Here is a 22355-nt window from a genome sequence, read left to right as displayed (position 1 = left end):
ATGGCAATAGAACTGCCTCAACCGCGCCTTCCCAAGGTCGCGGTCCCCAGATTGCTCGACTGGGGGGCTGACCAGAAGGCTCCTCAGGGTGGCGCGTATCAGCGCCTCAATCGACTTGGGAATCGCTTCGCCCTCGACATTTCCTATCCCCGTCTCAAGCCGGAGCCTGACGGCAGAATCCTCGCAAGTCGCCTTCGCCGGGCGAAGACAGAGGGTGCACTATTCCCGGTTCCCCAGCCAGGGCTTTCGGTCGGGGCGCCCGGCAATCCGGTGGTGGACGGCGGTGGGCAGGCAGGATCTGCGATCCTGCTGCGCGGCTTCACCGCGGGTTACCAGGTGCGTGAGGGCCAGTTCTTCAGCATCATCCAGGGTGGCCGGCGCTACCTGCACTGTGCGAGCGCAGACGCGGTAGCCGGCGGCGATGGCAAGGTGACATTGAGCATCCACCCGATGCTGCGCGTGCCGCCGTCGAACGGGGCAATCTGCGAGTTCGCAAAGCCCTATATTGAGGGCATCGTTGGCGGACAGAGCATCGATGTCGAACTGAGCATCGCCAAAATGCACGTGCCGACCATCACCATCACCGAGCGCGCCTGACCATGACCGCGCTCACCCCCGCTCTCGACAGCGCCCTCCGCGCTGACGCGCCGACCGTTTTCGGCGCGGTCTCGATCGATCTCCCCGCCGCTCAGGTCAACCTGCTTGATGGCGCCGGCCTCCTTTCCTTCGGTGGCCGCACCTATGTCGGCGAGGACGCAACCTATGGGGTGCTTTCCGATGTCGAGGACATCACCGACGGCACCGGCGACAGCGCGCCAGCATTCTCGCTGACCATTCTGCCGAGCGGCGACGCCGCCGCCGCGGCGCTCGCCGCACCAGACATGCAGGGGTCTCAGGTGCGCGTCTGGTTCGGGGCAATCAATCCGCTTACCGGGTTGGTGATCCCTGACCCTCACCTCCTGTTCCTGGGGGAGCTGGACGTTCCGTCGCTGATCTCGTCCGGCGACGGCCGCCGGCTGGATTACGAGGTGGTCAGCGTTTTCGAGCGCCTGTTCGAGGATGACGAGAGCGCCCGCCTTTCGGACGGCTTCCACCGCAGCATCTTCCCGAACGAGTTTGGCCTCGAATACGTAACCGGTGTTGCAGAGCCGGTTTACTGGGGAGTGGCCGGCAACCCGTCGGCAGTGGTGCAGAACGGGTTCGGCAAATTCTACAAGTTCGAAGACGGCAGCCTCGAGTACCGCGAATGACAGACCCTCTCGTGCGCCGCCGCGATGCCGCGCAGCAGATCCTCGATGCCTGGAAGGCGAGGCCGCTTCGACTGGGCACCAACGACTGTGTCCGCATGATCGCGGCGCACCTGCGGAAGCTCGGCTATAAGGTGAAGCTGCCGCCGTCAGGATCCTACCGCACTGTGGCGAGCGCGACGAAAGCGCTTCGCGCAGCGGGGTTCTCATCAGTGGGAGCCGCGCTCGATGATTTGGGCTTGGAGCGGATCGCGCCGGCGGCTGCCATCGTTGGCGATATCCTGGAATTGCCGGCAGTTGATGGCCTCGGGGCGTTCGCTATCGCTCTCGGGAACGGTCGCGCAGCAGCTTACCACGAGGACGTCGCTGGGGGCGTCCAGGTTATTCAGCCACTCGAATATGTTGATGCGTGGAGGGCTCCGCCGCGGAGCTAGGTCGTGGACCCATAAACGACCGCTTTGGCGTACCCGGTCGATCGGCTGATATTCGGTGGGAAGCGGAACGGCCGCCTGTAGGCGGAACAACCGATTAGCGAACTTGCCAACTTTCCGGACAGCGGCCACGCTTCCAATGTGCACTCGAAAGTCCTCACAGCTGTTGCGGCGACCTTGGCCCTTGTCGGTGCAAGTTCCTGCCATCGTCCAAAGCCGAAGGTCTCAGACGAGATTATGCGGAGGATCAGCCTTGAGTCACCGGGGATGACAGCGGGCTGTCTAAAAGCAATACGGTTCGGCGGTATCGACGCGATGCCAGAGCGCACCGATCAATGCTTTGCCATGACCAAGCCTCAAAGATGGCGAGGATTGTGGTTAGATGCGTTTGAAGGGCAACGCTTCTGCCCGGCACCTGCCCAATCGTGTCAAGACGATGGTAAGGACGGGCATATCTGGATCACCTTCCCAGGTGACGTTCGGCCGAGTGGAAAAACAATCACAGGAAAGACTTACGCTATCGAGTTCGTTGGCAGGCGAACGCTGTTTCCCGGTCACCACGGTCATCTCGGTGTGTCTGCTCACGAGATAGTCATCGACAAGCTCATATCGGTTACGCCGATCGATTAGTAGCGTCCGCAATCGGGCACTCTCCTCGCGGCCCGGAACGGCAATAATTGGGGCGTTTGCAGCCTGACCGCTTTCGGATCGGCCTGGCACCGCTCGGACGGCAGAGCGGACGCTAGATTTGGTGAAAAGATAACCCGAAATCGGCTTGCTCCAGCACGCAGGTGGAGAAACGGCGGTCAGGAAATTCGCGGTTCAGCTTAGTCGCGAGCATGTCAGCCATGATGGTAGCAAGACGGATAAGTTGAACGCTCTTCAGGCTCGCTTCAGTTTCATCGTCCGGGAACATGTGGTCAAAAAGGAAAGCGTTCATGGCTGTCTCGACCTGCTGCCGCGAATGCCCGGCTCGCTCCCAATCCCTCAGCCGTTCCAAATCGAACGGAGCGCGTAGAACATAGCCGTCGAACTCGATGAAATCCGGCCAAAACAGCGAGCAGAACCCGAGGGCGTGATCGGCTCGCCCTTCGATATAAATCCAATCGTCGGGCGAGATACCGGCTCCCTCATTCCATTTCTGGAGCTCGGGCAGGACGTCAGTGACTTCGGCCATGCGGCGACCTTAACGCTCTGGCGAATGACTGCAAATGGGGCGTTTGCAGCCTGACCGCTTTTGGGTCGGCCGTCCCACCGCCGAATGGCCGACTATCGGTGGTTAGCTGGCGTTGCCCAAGGCTCGATTGAAAGCCGCGCGAGCGGTGTCGGTGTCGAAGGGGGCCGCGCTCAGCTCGGGGAAAGGCTGCGCCTTGCGAGCTGCCTCATTGAGACGGGCAGCAGTCCCCCCGGCGCGCCAAACTGCGACGATTGTTTCATCCCACTGGGACTGGACGTCGTGGCCCGAAAATCCGGCATAGAAAGCTTTAAACACGCGGTGTCGTGCGGCGAGATAGCCGATCGTCAGTTCGAGACTTTCCACGGTGTTGTCGAGAAGCAACGCATCAGCTTCAGCTCCCAGCCTATGAAGCCAGACCCGGGCAAGCATCAGTGCGTCATCAACGCGCTTATCGCTGTTGGAGATGACCTCGACTGATGCGTCACCACCTTCGTCCCATATTGTGACCCAATCACGATCTACATCAATTGAGTGTGGGCGACCTTCCGCCAGCCGAACAATCGCCTCCCCGCCGACCGGAATTTCGAACTGCTCGCATTGCAGCTCGACGAACACTGTCAGCGGGTTCTCGCCCTTGTTGCGTATGGGTAACCGCATCACGCCTTTCCCTGCTTATCAGGCCAAGCGTGCCACGCTCGCAGAATGTCGGCAATTGGGGCGTCAGCGGCTGGGCCGCTGTTGGCCGCTCCAATTTGGACCGAAACGGCGGATGGGTGGGAAGCTGCCATCCGGCTTCTATATGCGCATGCCCAGCCATATTACGGCCTCTGTGGAATATGTGACCAGCGGATCAATCATCCTTGCCCAATATCCATTGCGACTTTGAGCGGCCGAGCGATCATGGTGCTCCTGCTCCTCGACAATGATCCGGCGCAAAGTGTCAGCGGCCCGAGGATCGACACCGTCGAGCGCCTGAATCTGTTCATGCATGTGTCGAAGCACTACGCGCTCGATTGCCACTGTGGTGGCGGCGATAGCTTGGCGACCAGCCAGCCCCGTCAGCGTGCCCAGGAAAAATCCGCCGGCTGCACACAGCGCGTAACTCCGACAGCGCGGCTTGTTGCGACGATGCAGTTCTGCTTCAAATTGCGCGCGATGACCGCGCTCATGTGCTAGGAACTCATCTAGCTCGGAGACAATCTCGGGCGCGCGCCATCTGGCAAACCATCGCTGAGCCCGATAAACGCAGACCGCGCCATGCTCCCCGGCGTGGTCGACTTTCATAACGCGATCGCCCAATGTCTCCCCTAATTTGAGCCGCGCGATCAGAGCCATGCCCGGGTCATCCCACGACAGCGCAATGTCTGCAAATGGGGCGCTTGCCGACAGGCCGCTTTAACAAGTCTACGGCCTAGCTGGCGCAGACCTGACCAGTGGACATTTGCATCCCAGTAGGCGGCGATCAGACCGAGCCTGCGGGATCGAACCCCCGATTCCAATCGCACCGGCATTCCTTCTTCCGCCAGGAGGCTTCCTTTGAGCAAAGTCTTGAAGACTGCCGCCATCGTGGTGTCGGTGGTGGCGCTTACACTCGCAATCCCCGGGGTCGGCACCGCCATTGGCCTGTCGGCTGCCGCGACCGCGACCGTAGCCTCGGTCGCCACGATAGCCGCAGCCGGATTGTCACTCGCCGCGAGGCTGACAGCAAAGCCACCATCCGCGCAGGCGACAGGGTCGCAAACAAGCTTCAGCGCCGATCCCGACGCCGGCCTCCCCTATGTGGTTGGCAGGACGGGGTCGGCGGGCAACATCGTGCTGCGCAAAGGCTTCAACACCACCGACGCCGGCGACAATGACCGGCAGTCCTTTGTGTCGGTGCTTTCAGTCGGGCCTGTGAAGTCGGTGGGCGGGTTCACCGCCGATCGCACCGCCGTTTCGTTCAACGGCGTCGGCCAGGCCATCGGCACCTTTGCCGGTTTCATGTGGATGACGACGCAGCTCGGCCTGTTGCCGCAGCCGACGGCGCTCGGCTTCGGCATGGGAGCCGGCACGCCGCCCGGATGGTCAGCCGCCCACAAGCTCTCAGGCCTCGCCGCTGCCGCCTGGACCCTGCGCTTCGACACCAAGGCCAAGCTATTTCAAAATGGCGTTCCCGCCCCGATGTGGGTGGTCGAAGGCGGCCTTTGCTACGATCCACGCAAGGATAGCACCTATCCCGGCGGGAGCGGTCCCCACCGCATGGCCGACCCCGCGGACACCGCAGCGTACGATGCTGCCGTGGCGACCTGGGAATATTCCGAGGACCCGTATCTTCATGGCCTCAAGTGGGTGCACGGCATCTGGCAGCGCGATCGAACCGATCCGACGTCGAAGTACCAGCGCATCATGGGCATGGGCGCTCCCTGGGCGGGGATCGATGTCGCATCGTTCGTGGATGGAGCGAACATCGCGCAGGCGAATGGCTGGAAGGTCGGCGGGGTCATCTTCTCGGGTGACAACAAGTGGGATAGCCTGAAGAAGCTCCTGCAGGCTGGCATGGGCGAACCCCTCGCTCTCGGCGCCAAGATCAGCTGCCTGGTGAACGCGCCGAAGGTCAGCCTGGCCACGATCACCATCGATGACGTCGTCGGCGAGGCATCGGTTGCGGCAACGCAGCCGCGCCGCGCGCGCATCAACACGGTGACGCCACGCTACCGCCTCGAGGCGAACAACTGGCAGCTGCTACCGGGGCCTCCGATCTCTGTGCCCGAATATGTCGCGGCCGATCGCGGCAAGCGATCGAAGGTGCTCGACTATGCGTTCATCCAGGACGCGAACCAGGTCGCCACGGCGGTCCGCTACGACATCGAGAACGCGCGTGAGTTCGGCCCGATCGTGCTGCCGCTCAAGTTGTTCTGGATGGGCTTCAAACCCGGCGACTGTGTAACCGCGCAGCTGCCGGAGATGGGCCTCAACGGCCAGACGATCCTGCTGCTGAACCGCGACCTCGATCCCGGCTCTGGTATCGCGACGATGACGGCGCGGAGCGAAACGCCGGGCAAGCATCCTTTCGCGCTCGGCCAGACCACTACGCCACCGTCGACGCCCGCCCTCTCCGGCCCGCCGCTGGTGCCAGTGCCCGGCGCGGCCGCTTGGGATCTCTCCGAGACGGGCCTGACGAAGGACGGCGTGACCTTCCCGGCTCTCGTGGTTACGGGCGCCGTCGATGCCGGATCCGCAGAAAGCGTGGCTTTCGAATACCGGCGGTTCGTCAACGGGCAGGCGGCCGACGCCAATTGGAGCGTGGCCGGCGTCGAGCCGGTCACGACTGCGCGCAAGGAAATCGCGGGGGTTCTTCCTTCCACTGCCTACGAAGTCGCGGTCAGCTATCGATCGCGCGGGGTTCTGGGCGGTCGGCGCATTCTGGGGCCGGAAGTCACCACCGCGGACACCGCTGCGGACAACGCGGCTGCCGCGCTCGACCTTGCCGAAGCGGCGCAGGATCTCGCCAGCGGCAAAAGCACCATCTTCTATCAGGTATCGCCGCCGACCGCCGCAGAGAGCGCCGAGAATGATCGCTGGGTCGATACCGATGCGGGCAACTTCGAATATCGGCGCCTCCCTGGCAGCGGTCGGCTCTCGATCGGCGGCACCGTGGTCACCTTCGGTGGTGCTGCGATCGTCTATCCGCCTTGGGCACCGGCGCCTGATCAGCGCATTGCTCAAGCGCTCACCGACGCGGCGGGCGCCCAGGCGACCGCTGACGGCAAGGTCGCCACCTTCAACCAGGAGGCCACGCCCACCGCCGAGAGCTTCGGCGACCTTTGGTATCAGCCGAGCACCAAGTCGCTGAAGCGCTGGAACGGCACCTCCTGGTCGGAAGTGGCGACTGTGGGCGCCACCCCGGCGCAAATTGCTCAGATCACTCAGGCGCTATCCGACGCGGCCAATGCGCAGGCAACCGCCGACGGCAAGATCGACTCCTTCTATCAGCCCGGCGCACCCGCTGTGTTCGGCGAGGGCGACTTCTGGACCGACACCGACGATGGCAACAAGCTGTACCGCGCATCGGCCAACTCAGCGGCCGGAGGAGCCTGGGTGCTGGTGCGCGATACTGGCATCGCCACCGCGATCGCTGCGGCGGCCGGCGCTCAGGGCACTGCCGACGGCAAGGTCACCACCTTCACCGGAACCGGTGTACCGCCGGCGACTGCGGTCGGCGATCTCTGGTACAATGGCAGCACCGGCGTCCTTGCGCGCTGGAACGGTGCCGACTGGATCTCGACAGCCGACAACACCGCGCTCGTGCAGCCTTCCGTCACCGGGCCGACGCCACTCAGCTTCAGCGCCAACTATCTCGGCGTGCTCGACGCGGGCGCGGTGCCGAAGGATTTCCCCTACAAGCGTCTCCAGGGTTCGACCGATGTGACGACGGCGACCGCCTGGTCGATCATCGCTGCGGACGGGGTGACGCTGACGATCGGCGCGGGCGACGGCGTGGCGAACATCACGGCCGTCAGCAAGGACTCGGCCAGCTTCACGATCCGCTCGATCTACAATGGCGTGACTCGCGACTTCCCTGTCATCGTCCAGCGGTCCCGCGCCGCGGCGCCGGTCAACACGGGCAGCACCGGCAATCCGGGCACCTCCGGATCGGTCAACGCAAGCGCGTCCAGCACTTCGACCAGTTATGGCGGGGCGGACAGCGGATCATTCACCTGCGTCGCCGGCACCGCTGGCCAGGTCGCGCTCAGCACCTCGCTCACCGTTTCGCTTTACGCGCCGAGCGGGGTCTATTCGCAGTCGGGTTACGCGAAGCCCCAATGGCGAGTGCCGGGCGGCAGCTGGGCGGACGTCGGTTCAGAGTACCTCAGCAACGGTCCGGCGAGCTACGACAAGACCAACGGCCCGACGGACACCACGCTAGACGTCAATGTGACGAAGACCGGGCTGACGGCGGGCAGCACCTATGAGTTCCGCCTGACCTTCCGAAAGGCATCCGGCACCAGCGGCCAGACGATGTCGTTTTCCGGCACCTTCGCGGGGACCGGCTCGTGACCTGGTGGATGATCCGCGATCGCGCCACGAGCGAGGAGCAACTCGTCAGCTGCGATGGGTTGCACCCGCACTATGACGGCGATCTGTTTGAGGTTGCCGAGCTGGACCGCGAGCCAGACCTGGCGCGCGAACGCTGGGACTGGGATGCCGGCGCAGTCGTGTTGCGCGCCAGCCCGGCTGAGGCAGCGGCCGAGATGTGGGAGCGAGCAAAGGCGCATAGCGATGCAGTCGCGGTTGCCGGATTCACGCTCATCGGCATCGGGCCGATTCAGACTGATGAGAAAAGCCTGACGGCGATCCGCCTGCTGGTCGAGGAAGCGCGCGATCGGCTCGCGGATGGCGAGCCTGGCTGGGCAACCGAGTTCCTGAACCGCGACAACATCAAGGTGCCGGTCACCATTCCGGAGATCTTGATGATCAACCGGGTGGTCCGCGCATTCCTCGGCGCGGTCTACGCCGCTCGCCAGAGCGCGCGTAGCGCGATCGGTGCGGCTCTCGATGCGGGCGCCGGCGCGGCCGAGATATTCGAAATTGATATCACTGCGGGCTACCCGACGGAACCGGTCAGCCCGCCGCTTCCCCCCACCGAACCGGAGAGCTGACCGTGGCCGATACCGACTATTCCGCGCTAGCCGCGACCACCACCATCGCGGCGACAGACGGCCTCGTCCTTGTGCGCGCCGGCGTTCCCTACCGTTACACTGGCACCCTCCCGATCATCACCGCAGCGGCCAATTTCGGCTGGGGGGGCACGCCGATTGACGGATATGGCCGATCGCTCACCGTCAGCCAGGGCGGCGCACACCCAACCCTGCTTCATCAATCCGTCGATACCAACGACGAGCGGTTCTACATTCTGAACAACCTGGATCGGCCAACCGGCGGCTTTGCCGGCACCTTCCAGTACCGGAAGACGGGCGCCGCCGGCTCGGCCTATCAGCAGAGCGCGGGTCGACACATCTTCCTGACGGCCGCCATCGGTACTGCCGGCGCGACCGCGACCATGGTGGAGAGTGCTCGACTGGACGAGTCCGGGAACCTTGGCTTGGGCACCACCAACCCCGGCGGATGGCGCATCAATGCCCGGCAGGGAGGTACTTCGCTGCTGGCGCTCGAGAACACTGCCGGCGTCGGCGCGACGATCCAGTTGGCGGACACCTCCTATTCCGGGCGCCTCGTTCAGAATGCCGGCGCGATGATCGTCCAGGTCGCTGGCACGACAGAAGCCTTCCGCTGTGACACGTCGGGCAGCATTATCCCCGGTGCTGACAATGCACGTAATCTCGGGTCCGCGTCCCGCCGCTTTGGGACGGTCTATGCCGCAACCTCTACCATCAACACGTCGGATGCGGCGCTCAAGACCGTTCGGGGTGAGGGCGAGCTGACGCCCGAAGAGATCACCTGGGCCCGCGCGATCCGCATCCTCCCCTATCGCTTCAACGACGCGATCGCGGCGAAGGGCGAAGGTGCCCGGCTGCACTTCGGCGTTCTCGCTCAGGATGTGCATGCCGCCGGCTTGGCGGCCGGCATCGAAGATCCCTTCGCTTACGCCTTCCTGTGCCGAGACCCTCTCATGGAGGAAGTGGAGGTGATGGAGCAGGTCCGCGTGCAGAAGACCGAGCCCTACGAGCGCACCGAAACCACCATCGTAGTGGAGGACGGCGTCGCGCGAGCGCTGGAGCGCACAGTCAATGACGTGCGGCCAGTGTTCGAAGAGATCCCGCTCGTCGATGGGCAGGGCGTGGCCGTCATGCTGCGGATCGGCGAGGATGCGGAGGGCGCTCCCATCATGCAGCAGGCCGTACACCTGGAGCCGGTCATGGTGACGATCGAGCAGCCGGTGACCAGGGCGGTGCCAGTCCTCGACAAGGCCGGCAACCAGCTCGAGCGCTGGGGCATCCGCTACGAGGAACTGGCCATGTTCCTGCTCGCAGCGTCCGCTCCGCAGGCATGATCATGACTATCGCATTTGAAAGGGGGCGGACGATGACGCCAGTGTTTGAGGGGGTCGCGGCGAAGTACGGGTGGATTCTGCTTGGCGTGACCTGTGGACTGGCCGCGCGCTACGCGCTCCTGCTCAAGAAGGGCGTTAAGATCCGGGCGTGGATGGTGCTGTCTGACGTGCTGTTGCTGCCCACGGTAATATTGATCGCCTACACCTTGGCCAAGCAGGCGGGCATCCAGGGGGAACCGGCGGCGCTGGTGAGCGCGCTTTGCGCCGTGGGTGCCGATCGGTTGGTGAAGCTGTACGCCGATCGCTTCGTGGCCAAGGTGGATAGCGAAGTGCGGGTGCTCGCCGAAGAGACGATCGGGGTCGTTCGACAGGAAGTGCAGATAACCCGCTCCGGGGAAGCGATCGTCGCCGACACGATCGATGGGCGTGCCCCTGACCAGTATGCTGCGCTCAAGCCGCACCCGCAGGCTACCATCCCCCCAAAATAGCTGCATCGAAAGGAGTACCAGCATGGCAACCACGCTTCAGGCGGGGGCGAAGGCTCGCGCCATTATCAAGGGGTTCGAGGGCTGCGAGAAACGACAGCCGAACGGCACGTTCCTGGCGTATCCCGATCCAGCAACGGGCGGTGCGCCCTGGACGATCGGATGGGGTTCTACCGGTCCGGACATCAAGCGCGGGACCGTCTGGTCGCAGGCCCAATGCGATGCCCGTTTCGAGCGCGACCTGGTGGCGTTCGCCGCCCAGATCGCAGCGTTGCTCGGCACTGTGCCGACCAATGCCGGTCAATTCGACGCAATGGTAAGCCTCGCCTACAACATCGGCGTGGGCAACTTCCATTCGAGCACGCTGCTCAAACTTCACCGCGCCGGGGACCATATCGGCGCCGCGGCGCAGTTCGCGCGCTGGAACAAGGCGAACGGAAAGGTCATGGCGGGACTCACTCGCCGGCGCGCGGCCGAAGCCGCAGCCTATCAGGGCAAGCCCTTCTCGATCTGAAGCCATCCGCGCCGCGCGGCTTCGCGGCAAATTCCAAGGAGACGATCATGAAGATGATCCTGGCACTCGCCTGGCGGCGAGCCTTTCTGCGTGCGCTGCATTCGAGGTCCGGCCGCCAACCGAAGCGGTTATCGCCCAGGCGGCCGATCGCGCCGTCGGCATCGAGACGGGCTACGCGGTCACGGCCGAGCTTGCTTCGTTCGGTGCTGGCGCGCTCGATAGTGCGACACGAAGCAAGGTGGCCCTCGGCGACCGCGCCGCGTTTGAAGCGCTGATGGCTGCCCGGCTGACCCATCCTTCGAGCGATGCTCTCGATCCAGCGGACAGGGTTCCGCTGGAGAATGCCATCGACCGTAGCAACAAAGCGCATGACGCTCTGCAGGCGGAGCTCCGATCCTCAGGGTAGCTGCTTGGCGCGTTCCCTATTCTGCGCGCCAGAAAAGGCCGCAACGGCGTCAAAGCTGTCGAAAACTTGCGCCATGTTAACTACTACGAATTCAGCAGCGTCCTTGTTGAAATCATAAGTGTACATCTCGCCCTCGAATGTGGTCGAGAATGTCCCGTATATCATGGCGTTCTGTATTGATCCGCCCGCCTCACCCTTGATCGCAACGAAATCTCCAGACTTCACCTCAAAATCGGATTTGTGCGCCATTTTCTTATTTGGGTTCGGAAAGAACTCAGGATGCGCGATGGCGTGCCGAATTTTATGTATGCCAGGGAAGCGACTGTCGAAACTCTTGCGGCTTTGCTTGATTTTGCCGGTGTCGACAACATCGCGCCACGGACCGACGCTCCCGGCCAAACCTTGCACCGCATCGAGGGCGGTGACGTAATTCCGCAGCGCCAATCCCCCTGATCGCCCCGCAGCGAAATTCCACTGTGTCCAGAGACATTCATGCTCCGGGAAGGGTGGGTCCCCGATCTTCCTAGTCCGCTTGTAATCTGCTCGCGCACGATCCAGATTCGCCGCAGTGTAATCGGCCAATGCCACGCTAGATGAAAACTCCAGGCAGTGTTGTTTCATCTGACTGAGATGGAGCCACAAGCTGTGCGCGACTTCCTGGAATTCTTCCGGCAACTCAATCCTCATCAGCATCGGCGCATCTTGAGGGCGAAGGGTCGGGATCAGGAACATGGCCGACTCCGTGTTGTCAGTTTGCATGTTCATCTTTTTGCAACGTGCTCGCTCAGGCAACCCAAGAGTAGCCGATGATTCTCCGCATTGCACCGACTCGAATGTTCTAACTATGTTCCGCCCCTATGGGCCGTGCCTTTCAGCTCTCACTCATTAAACTGTCGCTCGAGATCCTGGATGGCGTCGCCTATGGCGCGGAGACCGGGGAACAGCGGAGCGTGTTGCGCCTGGTGCTACGCGTGGCGGGCGAGTCGGGTTCCTTCATCAGACAAAAGAGCGAGCGAACACTGGTAGCCAATAACTGGAGCAGCGATGTGTCGAGTATAGTCAATCCTACCGCGCTCGCGCACCGCATCATGGCATGGACTCATCGTACAATATCATGAACAATAGCAGTCGGGGAAATCAAAGCGGCTCTATACATCAAATGCTCAACATCTTCAGGTACTTGTCTGTGACCGCCATCGGATGGCTCATGTTATCCGCAACCGCGCCACTAAAGCAGAACAATGTTCCGCAACCGCCCGTTTCTCAAGAACGTTCGGGCAAGATACCTGAACGAACCGCTGGCCTCCCTAAACAGCAGGCGACAACCCAGTCGGCTGATCGCGGATGTCAGGGCGGCAACGAAGATCGCAGTTCTGAACTGTGCGCTCAATGGAAGGCCGCAGACGCTGCGCTGTCTTCCGCAGCCGCGGCCTGGGTTCTAGGTGGCGTTGGCGCGTTAATAGGCGCCATAACCATGTTCGCGGCTATCCGTGCCGGCGTCTATGCGAAGGACGCCGCCAAGCACACGGAGACAGGTTCTGGAGAGGCCAAGAGGGCCGCAGACGCAGCGGAACAAACGTTGAGAGCGATCCGAGCATGGATGACATTCGAAACCCCGCTTTCGGGAACAGTGCTGGATAAGTCGAGTGCTGATCCTAAAATAATGGGTTTCCACATAGCCTTAGGAATAAAAAACACAGGCCAGAGCCCCGCTGTCCGCTGCGGTATCGTGACCAAATATGAAATTGGGGAGTTCGGTTCAGAGCCCCCAGCCATCGCTCCTGATCTATATCCTGGACCACTCGCGTCCGTTGGTCCTGGCCAAGTCGTCCACAGCCAGCCCGTCTTCATTTCTGGTACTGAATTCGACGATTTCATCGGGCGGAAGATTGATCTCTTCGTCTATTGCCTTGTTCTATATCAAGATATTTTCGACAAACATCACGAAACGGAAATATGTGTCGTAGCCTCATTCAGGGGGGCCGCACCCGAAACCATCGGCGAAGCCCATTCGGTCGCGATTTTCCCGAAAGGCCCCCAGAACCACGTCACCTAACGCAATTAGGTGTGGGCGGGCCAGATATTGCGCTCCGAAATCTTCGCTGAACCAGCGCCCCGGTCCTTGCGAAAGGACCGGGGCTTAGTCGTAGGGAGACCTCGCGGACGCCCAGCATAAGAGAGCGAATCTAACGGAGAGCGCCGGCGACAGGGGGATAGAAACGCGCGATTTCCTACAAGGCAAGCGGTGAGGCTATAGTAACGTGTCTCGTTGCGGCCCGGCGGTGGCGGCGAGACCCTTCACCTTCGTATGCAGCAGATCCGGGCCCTCTAGCCTATTTCGGGCCCGCGCAGGTGAGGAGACCTCGAATTGACCACAGAACGCGAGTTGAGCTTGGCCGCCGTCGGCATCGGCTACGCGAACGCCGACGACGGCAACCGCCGGTTCGAGTGCCAGCTCTGCGTTCCTGGCGAGCCCGTAGAGCTCCGGCCGGAGCCGAAGAACAAGCACGACGAATATGCCGTCGCGGTGTTCAGCATTCGTGGCGCCCAGCTCGGCTACCTCACGGCCGAGCGCGCCCCGTGGATGCGCGGCAAGCTGCGATCCGGTGAGCCCAGCTGAGGCAGTCTTTCAGGAGCTGATGCCCACTGCGGCGGCGATTCGTGTCCGGTTCGGCGGCGGCGCTCCTACCCTTCCCCAGCGCGCCGCGCCGGGCGATCCCGAGCCGGACTTTTACCCCGATGAACCGGCGCCCGACTGGGGCGCGTAATCAGGGCTTCTCGCGGTTGCCAGCGGCAAGCCAGGCGATGATCTCCAGCGCGTGGCGGCGCAAGCAGTTCGGCTCCTGGATCAGGGCGACGATCGCGCCGTCCGGATCCTGCTCGGCGCTTGCCGCCAGCTCGGTGAGGCATCCTCGATAGTTCCGCACGATCCGGATCGACTGAGATCCCAGCCCGGCCGCCTCTTCCATCTGCACCACCACCGCGCGCTGGTAGATGACGTTCGCCCGGCTCGGGCTGACGCCGAGCGCATCGCCGATCATCTTGAAGGTCGCTCCTTCCTCGCGCATGCGCAGCGCCGTCTGGTGCCGATCTCTCATTCGGGAGGAATAGCGGCCCAGCCGGCCGTCGTCACCAATAGCGGCGGCGACCATGGTTGCCCCGCGAGCGCGGCTTTTCCGGAACCGGGCGGAGGGTGTCCTTGTCGACGCCGAATAACCTGGCGAGCAAATCACGATCTCGCTCGACAAGGTCGTAGGGCACGCTGCGGGTCAGATAATCGGAAAGATAGCTGTCCCCTCGCCCCATGAAGCGGGAGAGGTCCCGCCGGTTTGCCTTGTGCTGCCGCACCAGCTCGCCCAGGCGAGCGCGTCGTTCATCGGGAAGCAGAAGCATCATTGCGACCTATGGGTGACAAGGGTGCAGAACATTGGTAGAACATAGGGACGTTCTGGCGTTTTGACAAATCGCTGGAGCCCGCGGAATACCGTTAGGGAACAGATCGGGAATATGTAGAAACGAACGTTGAAAAATAAGGCTTTCCACTCGACTGTTAATCGAGTGCCGCTGGGTCAGAGGGCTTAATCTCGGGCGACAGGCTGCGTAGATCGGCGACCTCCGCTTCCGTCATTTTGCCGGAGTTGACAGCGTGCTGAAGGACCTCGTCGAGCGTCATTCGAGAAAGGTCATAAATCGACTTACTCGCTTCGAAGGTCTTCCTGGATTCCTCCACTGTTAGGTCTGCGCGCTTGATGGTTTCCTCGAGCTCAGCCAAGCGGCGGCTGGAACGGTCCGCTGCCTCCTGGGCTCGTGGAATCAAGTCTTCCAAAGCGTCGGTCGCGATCCGCCGACGGTATGCGTCAAGCGCGACCGACCCAGCACCCATTGCGCCAATGATGGAGACCGCCGCGCCACCGATACTCACACCGCTGGCAAGGTGTAGCCAGGCAGGGACATAAGGGGCCGCGAAGAGCGCCACGGGCTTTATCAACAGACTCCATATCAGTGAGACCGCGCCCGCCCCGACGGCCACGTATGCTAAAAACAACAGCACGCCGGTCGCCTTTCGGCCAAAGTACTCCTCAAATTTCGTGACAAGTGATCCCAGGCCAAGGTCCATGTGGCTTCCCCGCTACCGCAACAATGACAGACGTGTGTTACGCTTGCCGCTCGCCAGCCCCCCCCCTAGGTCAGGCGAGCGTTCGCAATGGTGTAGGCATCGTCATATGCGAAGCCTTCTACCCGAGAGAGGCCCCACGGGGCATGCTTTCGCGGCGAACACGCAATACCCACCCACTCCATCATGCTAGACACCTTCTGCCTCACATAGGCGTCGGAGTGTATGCGCAGCATTTCGTTGGCCTTAGCGCGAACGCGCATCACGAATTCCGGGGCAGCGCGCCCTCCAAAACCAGGGCGGAGCATGTTCAACAGCTCCTCACCAAGCGCCTCGTACCGTTCTGCCATTCTAATCGACTCCCAGAGGTTGGCCCTGCCATTGTGCCGTGGCCAGTCATACCTAGGCGGTCGTTTCAATGGCGTCGTGCCGGAGCAATTCGCGGAGCTTCTCTAGTTTGACAGAGAACTCGTCGGCCTTGGCGAATAGCTTCGCGGCATAATCGGGGCCCCCATTGCCCCTGACATCCAAGCTTCGTTCGATTTCTCGCAGGTCTGCAAGCGCCCCAACCAGTGCGCTCTCCGTCGAGGCGAGCTGCAGTCGCTTCGCCGCCGCCATCATTTCCTCGAGCGACTCGTGGGCTAATTTCCCGCTCACCGTGCCGGTATTTGCCGCATAGTCCTTCTCGGCTTGCCTCGCCCGCTCTCGCCATTCGTCCAAGATGAGTTCTCCGGTACGGAGCAACCGCTCAATCGGCCTGTTATACTCGGCATCGTCGGCCTGGCGGGACCTGCGTTGTGCCGCCTCACGATCGAGGCGGCGCTGCTCAATTGCAGCCGCGTTCGCTTCCTCGATGCGCCTAGCGTTAGCTTCGTCGGCCGCTTTCTCCCGCGCCGCGCTGTCGCGTGCCAGCTTGCCAGAATACCAAATCGCGAATCCGGCTGCGACCGCCTGGATAACCGCGGCGCCGGCTGACACCCAGGCAGCAAGGACCTGCTGATCCGCCGAATTCATGGCAACTCGATCACGATTTGACGGCCACCCTGTTTGGTGGCCACCTCATACAGCCTACGAAAAACATCGTTCACGACCGAGAGGTAGCGGACTCGCGCCGGCGCGTGCTTCGTGCCGGTTGGCATAGGCTGTGAACTCATTGAGCGGACGACACTCACGATCGGCGGGCTCGTGAAGTCGACGGGGCGCAGGGCATGCGCGAAGACATTCCTTATCTCTCGGACTTGATCGAGCAATCGCTCGGTTTCCTTGCCATATATCCCCAACGCTCTTCCAACCTTTATCTTGGCTGAAAATGTGCCAAGTGGCGCGTTCGGCTCGTTGAATAATTTGTCGAGTACACCAGGCTGATCGACCACCCATGTTGAGATGGTCATTTGTAAGCCGGCCTCCAGGAAACTGCTGGCAAGCAATGCTGCAGCACGATCTTTTTCCGTGATCATAAGTTCCCAGACGGCCTTCAGCTCATCTTCATCCGGCAGCTTTCGACTCAGGTCCTTCAATTTCATCTATCACCCCCGAGACATGGGTAACGGTCGTGGGCGCCTTCGCAAACAGGTAGAGTAACAAGATCCGCTTTCGTGCTTTCTGGTCAGCTCGCATGTGCTGGAATTGCCCCGGTGCAGCTCCGGTGCAAACCTGCTCGTTTCCCGTTATGCTCTGCACTTGTTCCGCTGACTACGGTAAGCGGCTATCGCAGTTTTCTGCGGGTTTCAGCCACATTCCTTGTCCTCCGAAGGCAGGGGCTTGACCTGGAAATCTTGCCAAAGCCTCCCGGTTAGGTTTCCCTCAGTGCCCCGACCAGTGCCGATGATCAGCGTAGACTAGCAGCCTCCATAGGATTGGCCCGCCTTTAGGGTGCTGATGATGGTTCTGAGGAGGGAGCGGATGCCCCTCGGTCGAAACCGCTTCGTGGCCGCAGCCCATACAGATATAAATCCCGGATCGAGGTGCTGCGGTTCCCGGATGATGAAGCATGTCGAACAACGGGTCGCTCGATTGGACTAATCTTGCCCCATCCTTGTAGAGCGCCATCTATTCGCCCTCCTTCGGTTCGACCGTTCCCACGTTCCCAAGGGGCTCCGGGATGGCTGCAGCGGCGGCTTCTGCTTCAAGGCGTTCGACAGCCTCGACTGCGGACCTGAGGTCAAGAAACATCGCCTCACCGTCACGGTAGGTCGCAAAGCCTAGATTGCCGTAAAACGTCGTCAGGCGCTCGTGATCATCAGGATCGGGAACCACAATCAAATGTGGGAGGCCGATCTGCGGCCCCACCTGGGCGAACGTGCGGATCACGTTACCAACCATCGTGCTACCAAGGCCTTGTCCCTCGAAAGCCCTGTCGGTCGCCAGCCAGACCAGCTGCAGCGCCGAAAAATGATCGCCAGAGCGGAAACGGTGATAAACGCCCCCAAGGTTGCATACCTCCTCCACGACGGTGGCAAGGGCATACAAGCCGTAGGGGCGATGTGGCTTTCCGGGTTCAACTGCGCACGTCACCTTAACAGCGCCGGACGAATGCTCCTTCCAAGCTTTCGCTCGGAACCACCCGTTTATCTCTCTGCTGGCACAGCCAAAGCCCCTCGAGTTTGTCATCCGACTCATCGGCACAAACTCGATGGCGGGCAGTGACGCCGCCGCCAATTATTTCTTCAACGAGACGTCGTTCTCTAGCGATAGCTTCACAACGCGAAGAAGGCCGGGCGTTGGCCCCTTATTCGCCTTGTACGAACGTGCCCCCGCCTTGAACGCCGCCGCGTTTCCCCGCGCGGTCGGCTTCGCCGGCTTGCCACCAGCGAAGAACCCCAAGAAACCCTTTCGGGTCGATCGAAGTGCAACCATCTGACCCTCCTTGGTCATGAGTATTATAGGCCAACGCACCGGCCGCGAATCCGCTGCACGTTCTATTGACCGCTAATCAATTAATGGTTGACACGTTGCAGCGCAAGGCCGGAGCGCGGATTACGGCTGCGTGGTGGCCCGCAAATGGACAGCAAAACACGTTCTGTTTGCCGTTCGTTCCCGCGATGTTCGATGGCCGAATGGACCGCTGTCGAGCGGAAAGGCGCTAAGTCCTCTCGGTGTAAACGAGATGCTCTACCAACTGAGCTAAGCGCCCGGGCATGATGCCGGTGGCGCCCCGATGCCAAAGCCCGGGCCTCGGGGCAAGCCCCCAGTGCCGGGCTAGACCAGACCGAGCCCCGCGCGGCGCACCGCGCCGACATAGGCGCGCATGCCCGCAAGCGCCTTTTCGCTCAGCACGATATAGGCACGGCGGCGATCGCCCGGATCCGCCTCGCGGCCAAACAAGCCGGCCTCGTGCATGGTACCGATCCAGCGCAACGCCGTGGTCGGCGGCACCGCAGCCGCGATGCACAGGCTGGAAACGGATACGCGCCGGCGCTCGAGACTGGCCGCAAACAGGTCGAGCAGCATGTCCCAGGCAGGATCGGCGAACAGCTCCGCTTCGAAATATTGCCCGCGCAGGCGGCGTGACCGGATCACGGCCCGGATCTCCGCCGAGGCGATATCGGGGCCCGGCTCGTCCGGCCCGCGATAGCCCAGGTCCGGCGCGCGGACGCCCGTCCGTCGTTCGATCTCGTCCTCTTCGGCAAGTTCGCCTCGCGTCAGCCGTGCCAGCGCATCGGCGATCCGCGCGACTTCCTCGTTGAGCCGGCGCAGGCGCGCGGTCTCCGAATCGCGGGTGACATCAGTCCACGAAGCGTGCGGCGTCGCTTCGCCCCGTGCACGCGCCAGCACCAGCGCGGCGAGCAGTTCGGATGCGCTCGGATCGCAGAGAAGCTGGGTGCGCGGGACACCGAGCAAGGGGCCGGCGAGGTCGATCCGATCCGCCGAGAAGATCGCGACAAGCGCCGGTCCGGCCTGGCCATCGCGCGCCGCCAGGGTATCGAGCAGCGACAACAACGGGGCTTCCGCAACCGCGCGTGCATCGAGCAGGACAAGGTCGAGCCGCGCCGCGTCGAGCAGCGGCAGGGCACCGTCTGGATCAACCATGTCGCGGATCCGGATTCCCGCCGTGGTCGCTGCCTCCACCAACTCGGCACTGCCCGCGCCCGTAACGAGCAGCGCGTTGAACGCCTGCGCCAGCGTGTCGCGGGTCGGGAAAGGGGCCGCGGAGGGGTTCGCCATCGCCTGCTCGGGTAGAATGTCCCGGAGAGGCCCAACCTCCGAAACGGATTGCTCTATCCGCTCCGTTTCGGAGCTTGTGGCGCGACCCAGACAGGCGACCGAATCATTGCCTGTCCGTTCCGGATCAGTCCATGACTGATCCGTCGGATTCGGCTGCAAATACCGAAGCTTCGCTCTCATCGCCGAGAAGTTCCCGGGTCGCGCTGGCAAGCAGCCCCGGGCCCAGCGCAAGCCCCGCGGCGAAGAACACCGCGCCCACCACGCCGAACAGGATCTGGGTGGCCAGCGGCATGGCGAATTGCCGGGCAGCAAATGCTTCGGCGGCAGCCCGCATCTGCTCCTGATCGCCATTGGCGGCGATCAGCGCGGCGAAATAATCCCCCATCACGAAGGACACCACGATGCCGATCGCAACAGCGAAGATCAGCGTGATCAGGAAATAACAGGCGAAAAGCATCCAGAAGCGGCCACGGGTCAGCTCCCAGGCAGCATCGACGCTGATCCGCCGGCGATGGAAGGTAAGCGGGAAGATCAGCGAGATGCGCACCTCCGCCCAGACCACCGCGCAGACAAAGGCGAGGAACAGCAGGAACGAGATCGCCCCCGTGATCATGCCCGTGCCCAGCGCGAAGCCGAGCACCGTGATGACCAGCAGCAGCAGCAGCTCACCCACCAGGATCGCGGCAAAGGCGGCGACGCAGACCATGATGACCAGCCCAAACATGCGGAACTCGTCCATCCCGATCCGCATGAAGGCGAGGCCGCCCTCCTGCGGGCGCAGCATCACGCGGAACACCGCGTTCATCAGCACCACGACGAGGAATAGCAGCAACAGGTTCATGAGCAGCATGAGGCTGAACATCGGCCCTGCCCATACCGACATCGCCGTGCTTGGATCCGCGGATATGGGCATGACCGTGCCGGCAACCACGAAGCCCATCACCAGCGAGATCGCGAGCGCGCCGACACAATAAGTCACTGCCCAGATCGCCACCGAGCCGGGGCGTTCGCGCAGCAGCCCGAACGCCCCACCCAGAATCGAACCAACGCTCGCCATGCCAAGTCCCCCATTCGTTCCCGGCATCCGCGTCAGTCGAGGCTCTTAACGATCTCCTCGACCATCTTCTTCGCGTCGGCCAGCAGCATCATCGTGTTGTCGCGGTAGAACAGCTCGTTGTCCACACCGGCATAGCCGACGCCGCCCATCGAGCGCTTGACGAAAAGCACCGTCTTGGCTTTTTCGACATCGAGCACCGGCATGCCGTAGATTGGCGACGACTTGTCGGTCTTGGCGGCCGGGTTGGTCACGTCGTTGGCGCCGATGACGAAGGCGACGTCGGTCTGAGCGAACTCGCTGTTGATGTCCTCCAGCTCGAACACTTCGTCATAGGGCACGTTCGCTTCGGCGAGCAGCACGTTCATATGGCCCGGCATGCGTCCCGCAACCGGATGGATCGCGTATTTCACGCGGACACCGTGCTCCTTGAGCTTGTCGCCCATCTCACGCAGCGCATGCTGTGCCTGAGCGACCGCCATGCCGTAACCGGGCACGATGATGACCTGCTCGGCCTGGCTCATCAGGAAGGCCGCGTCCTCCGCGGAGCCGCGCTTCCACGGCCGGTCGATCGCCGCCGCACCACCGCCCGCGTCCGCCGTCGCGCCGAAGCCGCCGGCGATCACGCTGATGAAGCTGCGGTTCATCGCGCGGCACATGATGTAGCTCAGGATCGCACCCGAGGAGCCGACCAGCGCTCCGGTGATGATCATCGCCGTGTTGTGCAGGGTGAAGCCCATCGCCGCCGCTGCCCAGCCCGAATAGCTGTTGAGCATCGACACCACGACCGGCATGTCCGCACCGCCGATCGGCACGATCAGCAGGAAGCCGATCACGAAGCTGAGCGCAGTAACGGTCCAGAAGACCCAAGGGCTCTGGTCGGTGACGAAATAGCCGACCAGACCGAGAATGCCGGCCAGCACGGCCAGGTTGATGACATGGCGCCCCGGCAGCAGGATCGGCTTGCCAGACATGTTGCCGTTGAGCTTGAGGAAGGCGATCACCGAACCCGAGAAGGTGATCGCGCCGATCGCCACGCCCAGGCCCATCTCGACCCGGCTGACGCTTAGGATTTCGCCGTCCGCACCCAGGATACCGAAGGCGGCAGGATTGAGGAACGCCGCCGCCGCGACCAGCACCGCCGCCATGCCGACCAGCGAGTGGAAGGCGGCGACGAGCTGCGGCATCGCGGTCATCGCGATCCGGCGTGCCGTCACGAAGCCGATAATGCCGCCGATCGCGATCGCCGCGCCCAGTTCGATCGGGCTGGCGATCTCGTGCGTGATCAGCGTGGTGATCACGGCGATGCCCATGCCGAGCATGCCGAGCCGGTTGCCCCGCCGGCTGCTCGCCGGGCTGGAGAGCCCGCGCAGCGCGAGGATGAAACAGATGCCCGCCACCAGATAGGCAAAGGCGACCCAGGGATTGATTGCTGCCCCCTCGTGCATCGGCTCAGCCCTTCTTCTTGTACATGGCGAGCATGCGCTCGGTGACGGCAAAGCCGCCGAAGATGTTCACGGATGCCAGCGCCACGGCGACAAGGCCGAGCCACTTGGCAACCTCCGAACCGGTTGCAGCCGACGCGATCAGCGCGCCGACGATGATCACCGAGGAAATCGCGTTGGTCACCGCCATCAGCGGCGTGTGCAGTGCCGGCGTGACCGACCAGACCACGTAATAGCCGACGAAGCAGGCCAGTACGAAGATCGACAGGATCGAGATGAAGTCCATGTCTTGAGCCTTCCAAACTTCACGAAGCTTCCACGCGCAGC

Annotated in this window: 25 protein-coding genes; 10 read left to right on the top strand and 15 right to left on the bottom strand. The window is 62.7% G+C overall.

From position 1 onward, the window contains the following. The 3 genes from AC1RJ5_RS15405 to AC1RJ5_RS15395 are packed head-to-tail and all read left to right on the top strand — an operon-like array spanning position 1 to position 1681. On the top strand, positions 1-597 hold the full coding sequence (locus tag AC1RJ5_RS15405) for a hypothetical protein (RefSeq protein ID WP_493114170.1): 597 nt from the start codon (positions 1-3) through the stop codon (positions 595-597). Positions 598-599: 2 nt separating this feature from the next. After that, positions 600-1250, top strand: a complete 651-nt coding sequence (locus AC1RJ5_RS15400; protein WP_493114168.1) for a hypothetical protein — start codon at positions 600-602, stop codon at positions 1248-1250. Continuing rightward, the gene (locus AC1RJ5_RS15395; protein WP_493114166.1) at positions 1247-1681 is read left to right on the top strand and encodes a DUF6950 family protein; all 435 of its coding nucleotides are present in this window, start codon (positions 1247-1249) and stop codon (positions 1679-1681) included. Before AC1RJ5_RS15400 ends, AC1RJ5_RS15395 begins: the two co-directional genes overlap by 4 nt. 739 nt (positions 1682-2420) lie before the next feature. On the opposite strand, the gene AC1RJ5_RS15390 is transcribed toward AC1RJ5_RS15395, so the two are convergent. The 3 genes from AC1RJ5_RS15390 to AC1RJ5_RS15380 all read right to left on the bottom strand — a co-directional run bounded on the left by AC1RJ5_RS15390 (position 2421) and on the right by AC1RJ5_RS15380 (position 4190). Next, on the bottom strand, positions 2421-2855 hold the full coding sequence (locus AC1RJ5_RS15390) for a hypothetical protein (protein ID WP_493114164.1): 435 nt from the start codon (positions 2853-2855) through the stop codon (positions 2421-2423). Positions 2856-2957: 102 nt separating this feature from the next. Further along, positions 2958-3512 (bottom strand): hypothetical protein, encoded by a 555-nt coding sequence (locus AC1RJ5_RS15385; protein WP_493114162.1) that lies wholly within the window; start codon positions 3510-3512, stop codon positions 2958-2960. Positions 3513-3650: 138 nt separating this feature from the next. Then, positions 3651-4190, bottom strand: coding sequence for a demethoxyubiquinone hydroxylase family protein (locus AC1RJ5_RS15380; protein WP_493114160.1), 540 nt, complete (start codon positions 4188-4190; stop codon positions 3651-3653). Positions 4191-4391: 201 nt separating this feature from the next. Here AC1RJ5_RS15380 and AC1RJ5_RS15375 point away from each other — a divergent pair, with 201 nt between their 5' ends. The 5 genes from AC1RJ5_RS15375 to AC1RJ5_RS15355 are packed head-to-tail and all read left to right on the top strand — an operon-like array spanning position 4392 to position 10845. Then, the gene (locus AC1RJ5_RS15375) at positions 4392-7892 is read left to right on the top strand and encodes a hypothetical protein (protein WP_493114158.1); all 3501 of its coding nucleotides are present in this window, start codon (positions 4392-4394) and stop codon (positions 7890-7892) included. Beyond that, positions 7889-8494, top strand: coding sequence for a DUF4376 domain-containing protein (locus tag AC1RJ5_RS15370; protein ID WP_493114156.1), 606 nt, complete (start codon positions 7889-7891; stop codon positions 8492-8494). Before AC1RJ5_RS15375 ends, AC1RJ5_RS15370 begins: the two co-directional genes overlap by 4 nt. Positions 8495-8496: 2 nt before the next feature. Further along, the gene (locus tag AC1RJ5_RS15365) at positions 8497-9846 is read left to right on the top strand and encodes a tail fiber domain-containing protein (protein ID WP_493114154.1); all 1350 of its coding nucleotides are present in this window, start codon (positions 8497-8499) and stop codon (positions 9844-9846) included. Between the two features lie 32 nt (positions 9847-9878). Next, on the top strand, positions 9879-10334 hold the full coding sequence (locus AC1RJ5_RS15360; protein ID WP_493114152.1) for a hypothetical protein: 456 nt from the start codon (positions 9879-9881) through the stop codon (positions 10332-10334). A 22-nt stretch (positions 10335-10356) separates the two neighbouring features. Continuing rightward, a complete protein-coding gene (locus tag AC1RJ5_RS15355; protein ID WP_493114150.1) occupies positions 10357-10845 on the top strand; it encodes a lysozyme in 489 nt (162 codons plus the stop codon). Here the strand turns inward: AC1RJ5_RS15355 and AC1RJ5_RS15350 are convergent. Beyond that, positions 10787-11215 (bottom strand): hypothetical protein, encoded by a 429-nt coding sequence (locus tag AC1RJ5_RS15350; protein ID WP_493114148.1) that lies wholly within the window; start codon positions 11213-11215, stop codon positions 10787-10789. The genes AC1RJ5_RS15355 and AC1RJ5_RS15350 overlap by 59 nt on opposite strands. A 27-nt stretch (positions 11216-11242) precedes the next feature. After that, positions 11243-11983: a hypothetical protein gene (locus AC1RJ5_RS15345; RefSeq protein ID WP_493114146.1), complete on the bottom strand. Its 741-nt coding sequence runs from the start codon at positions 11981-11983 to the stop codon at positions 11243-11245. Positions 11984-12410: 427 nt separating this feature from the next. Here AC1RJ5_RS15345 and AC1RJ5_RS15340 point away from each other — a divergent pair, with 427 nt between their 5' ends. Continuing rightward, positions 12411-13307 (top strand): hypothetical protein, encoded by an 897-nt coding sequence (locus AC1RJ5_RS15340; protein WP_493114144.1) that lies wholly within the window; start codon positions 12411-12413, stop codon positions 13305-13307. Between the two features lie 312 nt (positions 13308-13619). Continuing rightward, on the top strand, positions 13620-13871 hold the full coding sequence (locus AC1RJ5_RS15335) for an HIRAN domain-containing protein (protein WP_493114142.1): 252 nt from the start codon (positions 13620-13622) through the stop codon (positions 13869-13871). Between the two features lie 148 nt (positions 13872-14019). On the opposite strand, the gene AC1RJ5_RS15330 is transcribed toward AC1RJ5_RS15335, so the two are convergent. The 10 genes from AC1RJ5_RS15330 to AC1RJ5_RS15285 form a co-directional block, all read right to left on the bottom strand. After that, a complete protein-coding gene (locus AC1RJ5_RS15330; RefSeq protein WP_493114140.1) occupies positions 14020-14349 on the bottom strand; it encodes a hypothetical protein in 330 nt (109 codons plus the stop codon). Positions 14350-14380: 31 nt separating this feature from the next. Next, a complete protein-coding gene (locus AC1RJ5_RS15325) occupies positions 14381-14647 on the bottom strand; it encodes a hypothetical protein (RefSeq protein ID WP_493114138.1) in 267 nt (88 codons plus the stop codon). A 154-nt stretch (positions 14648-14801) separates the two neighbouring features. Further along, positions 14802-15368: a hypothetical protein gene (locus AC1RJ5_RS15320; protein WP_493114136.1), complete on the bottom strand. Its 567-nt coding sequence runs from the start codon at positions 15366-15368 to the stop codon at positions 14802-14804. Between the two features lie 399 nt (positions 15369-15767). Next, positions 15768-16379, bottom strand: coding sequence for a hypothetical protein (locus AC1RJ5_RS15315; RefSeq protein WP_493114134.1), 612 nt, complete (start codon positions 16377-16379; stop codon positions 15768-15770). Beyond that, positions 16376-16888 (bottom strand): DUF4145 domain-containing protein, encoded by a 513-nt coding sequence (locus AC1RJ5_RS15310; protein WP_493114132.1) that lies wholly within the window; start codon positions 16886-16888, stop codon positions 16376-16378. Before AC1RJ5_RS15310 ends, AC1RJ5_RS15315 begins: the two co-directional genes overlap by 4 nt. A 526-nt stretch (positions 16889-17414) precedes the next feature. Continuing rightward, a complete protein-coding gene (locus AC1RJ5_RS15305; protein WP_493114130.1) occupies positions 17415-17834 on the bottom strand; it encodes a GNAT family N-acetyltransferase in 420 nt (139 codons plus the stop codon). Positions 17835-18563: 729 nt separating this feature from the next. Then, complete coding sequence (locus AC1RJ5_RS15300; protein ID WP_269573145.1) at positions 18564-19529, bottom strand: helix-turn-helix domain-containing protein; 966 nt, start codon at positions 19527-19529, stop codon at positions 18564-18566. Positions 19530-19653: 124 nt separating this feature from the next. Then, positions 19654-20586, bottom strand: coding sequence for a hypothetical protein (locus AC1RJ5_RS15295; RefSeq protein WP_493114128.1), 933 nt, complete (start codon positions 20584-20586; stop codon positions 19654-19656). Between the two features lie 32 nt (positions 20587-20618). Further along, the gene (locus AC1RJ5_RS15290) at positions 20619-22031 is read right to left on the bottom strand and encodes an NAD(P)(+) transhydrogenase (Re/Si-specific) subunit beta (protein ID WP_342248647.1); all 1413 of its coding nucleotides are present in this window, start codon (positions 22029-22031) and stop codon (positions 20619-20621) included. Between the two features lie 4 nt (positions 22032-22035). Further along, positions 22036-22314, bottom strand: coding sequence for an NAD(P) transhydrogenase subunit alpha part 2 (locus tag AC1RJ5_RS15285; RefSeq protein WP_184163892.1), 279 nt, complete (start codon positions 22312-22314; stop codon positions 22036-22038). Between the last annotated feature and the right edge of the window lie 41 nt (positions 22315-22355).

The sequence above is a fragment of the Sphingomonas sp. GW822-FHT03G08 genome (assembly GCF_058801135.1).
Note: the sequence above shows the minus strand (reverse complement) of the source record. Positions and strands in the feature narration are given on the sequence as shown.

Bases quoted from the DNA above. Each gene is read 5' to 3' on its own strand.
- AC1RJ5_RS15395 (WP_493114166.1), top strand. From the start codon at position 1,247: ATGACAGACCCTCTCGTGCGCCGCCGCGATGCCGCGCAGCAGATCCTC.
- AC1RJ5_RS15350 (WP_493114148.1), bottom strand. From the start codon at position 11,215: ATGCGCTTTGTTGCTACGGTCGATGGCATTCTCCAGCGGAACCCTGTC.
- AC1RJ5_RS15380 (WP_493114160.1), bottom strand. From the start codon at position 4,190: ATGGCTCTGATCGCGCGGCTCAAATTAGGGGAGACATTGGGCGATCGC.
- AC1RJ5_RS15385 (WP_493114162.1), bottom strand. From the start codon at position 3,512: ATGCGGTTACCCATACGCAACAAGGGCGAGAACCCGCTGACAGTGTTC.
- AC1RJ5_RS15405 (WP_493114170.1), top strand. From the start codon at position 1: ATGGCAATAGAACTGCCTCAACCGCGCCTTCCCAAGGTCGCGGTCCCC.
- AC1RJ5_RS15320 (WP_493114136.1), bottom strand. From the start codon at position 15,368: ATGGACCTTGGCCTGGGATCACTTGTCACGAAATTTGAGGAGTACTTT.
- AC1RJ5_RS15310 (WP_493114132.1), bottom strand. From the start codon at position 16,888: ATGAAATTGAAGGACCTGAGTCGAAAGCTGCCGGATGAAGATGAGCTG.
- AC1RJ5_RS15300 (WP_269573145.1), bottom strand. From the start codon at position 19,529: ATGGCGAACCCCTCCGCGGCCCCTTTCCCGACCCGCGACACGCTGGCG.
- AC1RJ5_RS15290 (WP_342248647.1), bottom strand. From the start codon at position 22,031: ATGCACGAGGGGGCAGCAATCAATCCCTGGGTCGCCTTTGCCTATCTG.
- AC1RJ5_RS15285 (WP_184163892.1), bottom strand. From the start codon at position 22,314: ATGGACTTCATCTCGATCCTGTCGATCTTCGTACTGGCCTGCTTCGTC.
- AC1RJ5_RS15390 (WP_493114164.1), bottom strand. From the start codon at position 2,855: ATGGCCGAAGTCACTGACGTCCTGCCCGAGCTCCAGAAATGGAATGAG.
- AC1RJ5_RS15315 (WP_493114134.1), bottom strand. From the start codon at position 16,379: ATGAATTCGGCGGATCAGCAGGTCCTTGCTGCCTGGGTGTCAGCCGGC.
- AC1RJ5_RS15330 (WP_493114140.1), bottom strand. From the start codon at position 14,349: ATGAGAGATCGGCACCAGACGGCGCTGCGCATGCGCGAGGAAGGAGCG.
- AC1RJ5_RS15400 (WP_493114168.1), top strand. From the start codon at position 600: ATGACCGCGCTCACCCCCGCTCTCGACAGCGCCCTCCGCGCTGACGCG.
- AC1RJ5_RS15345 (WP_493114146.1), bottom strand. From the start codon at position 11,983: ATGTTCCTGATCCCGACCCTTCGCCCTCAAGATGCGCCGATGCTGATG.
- AC1RJ5_RS15295 (WP_493114128.1), bottom strand. From the start codon at position 20,586: ATGGCGAGCGTTGGTTCGATTCTGGGTGGGGCGTTCGGGCTGCTGCGC.
- AC1RJ5_RS15360 (WP_493114152.1), top strand. From the start codon at position 9,879: ATGACGCCAGTGTTTGAGGGGGTCGCGGCGAAGTACGGGTGGATTCTG.
- AC1RJ5_RS15340 (WP_493114144.1), top strand. From the start codon at position 12,411: ATGCTCAACATCTTCAGGTACTTGTCTGTGACCGCCATCGGATGGCTC.
- AC1RJ5_RS15355 (WP_493114150.1), top strand. From the start codon at position 10,357: ATGGCAACCACGCTTCAGGCGGGGGCGAAGGCTCGCGCCATTATCAAG.
- AC1RJ5_RS15325 (WP_493114138.1), bottom strand. From the start codon at position 14,647: ATGATGCTTCTGCTTCCCGATGAACGACGCGCTCGCCTGGGCGAGCTG.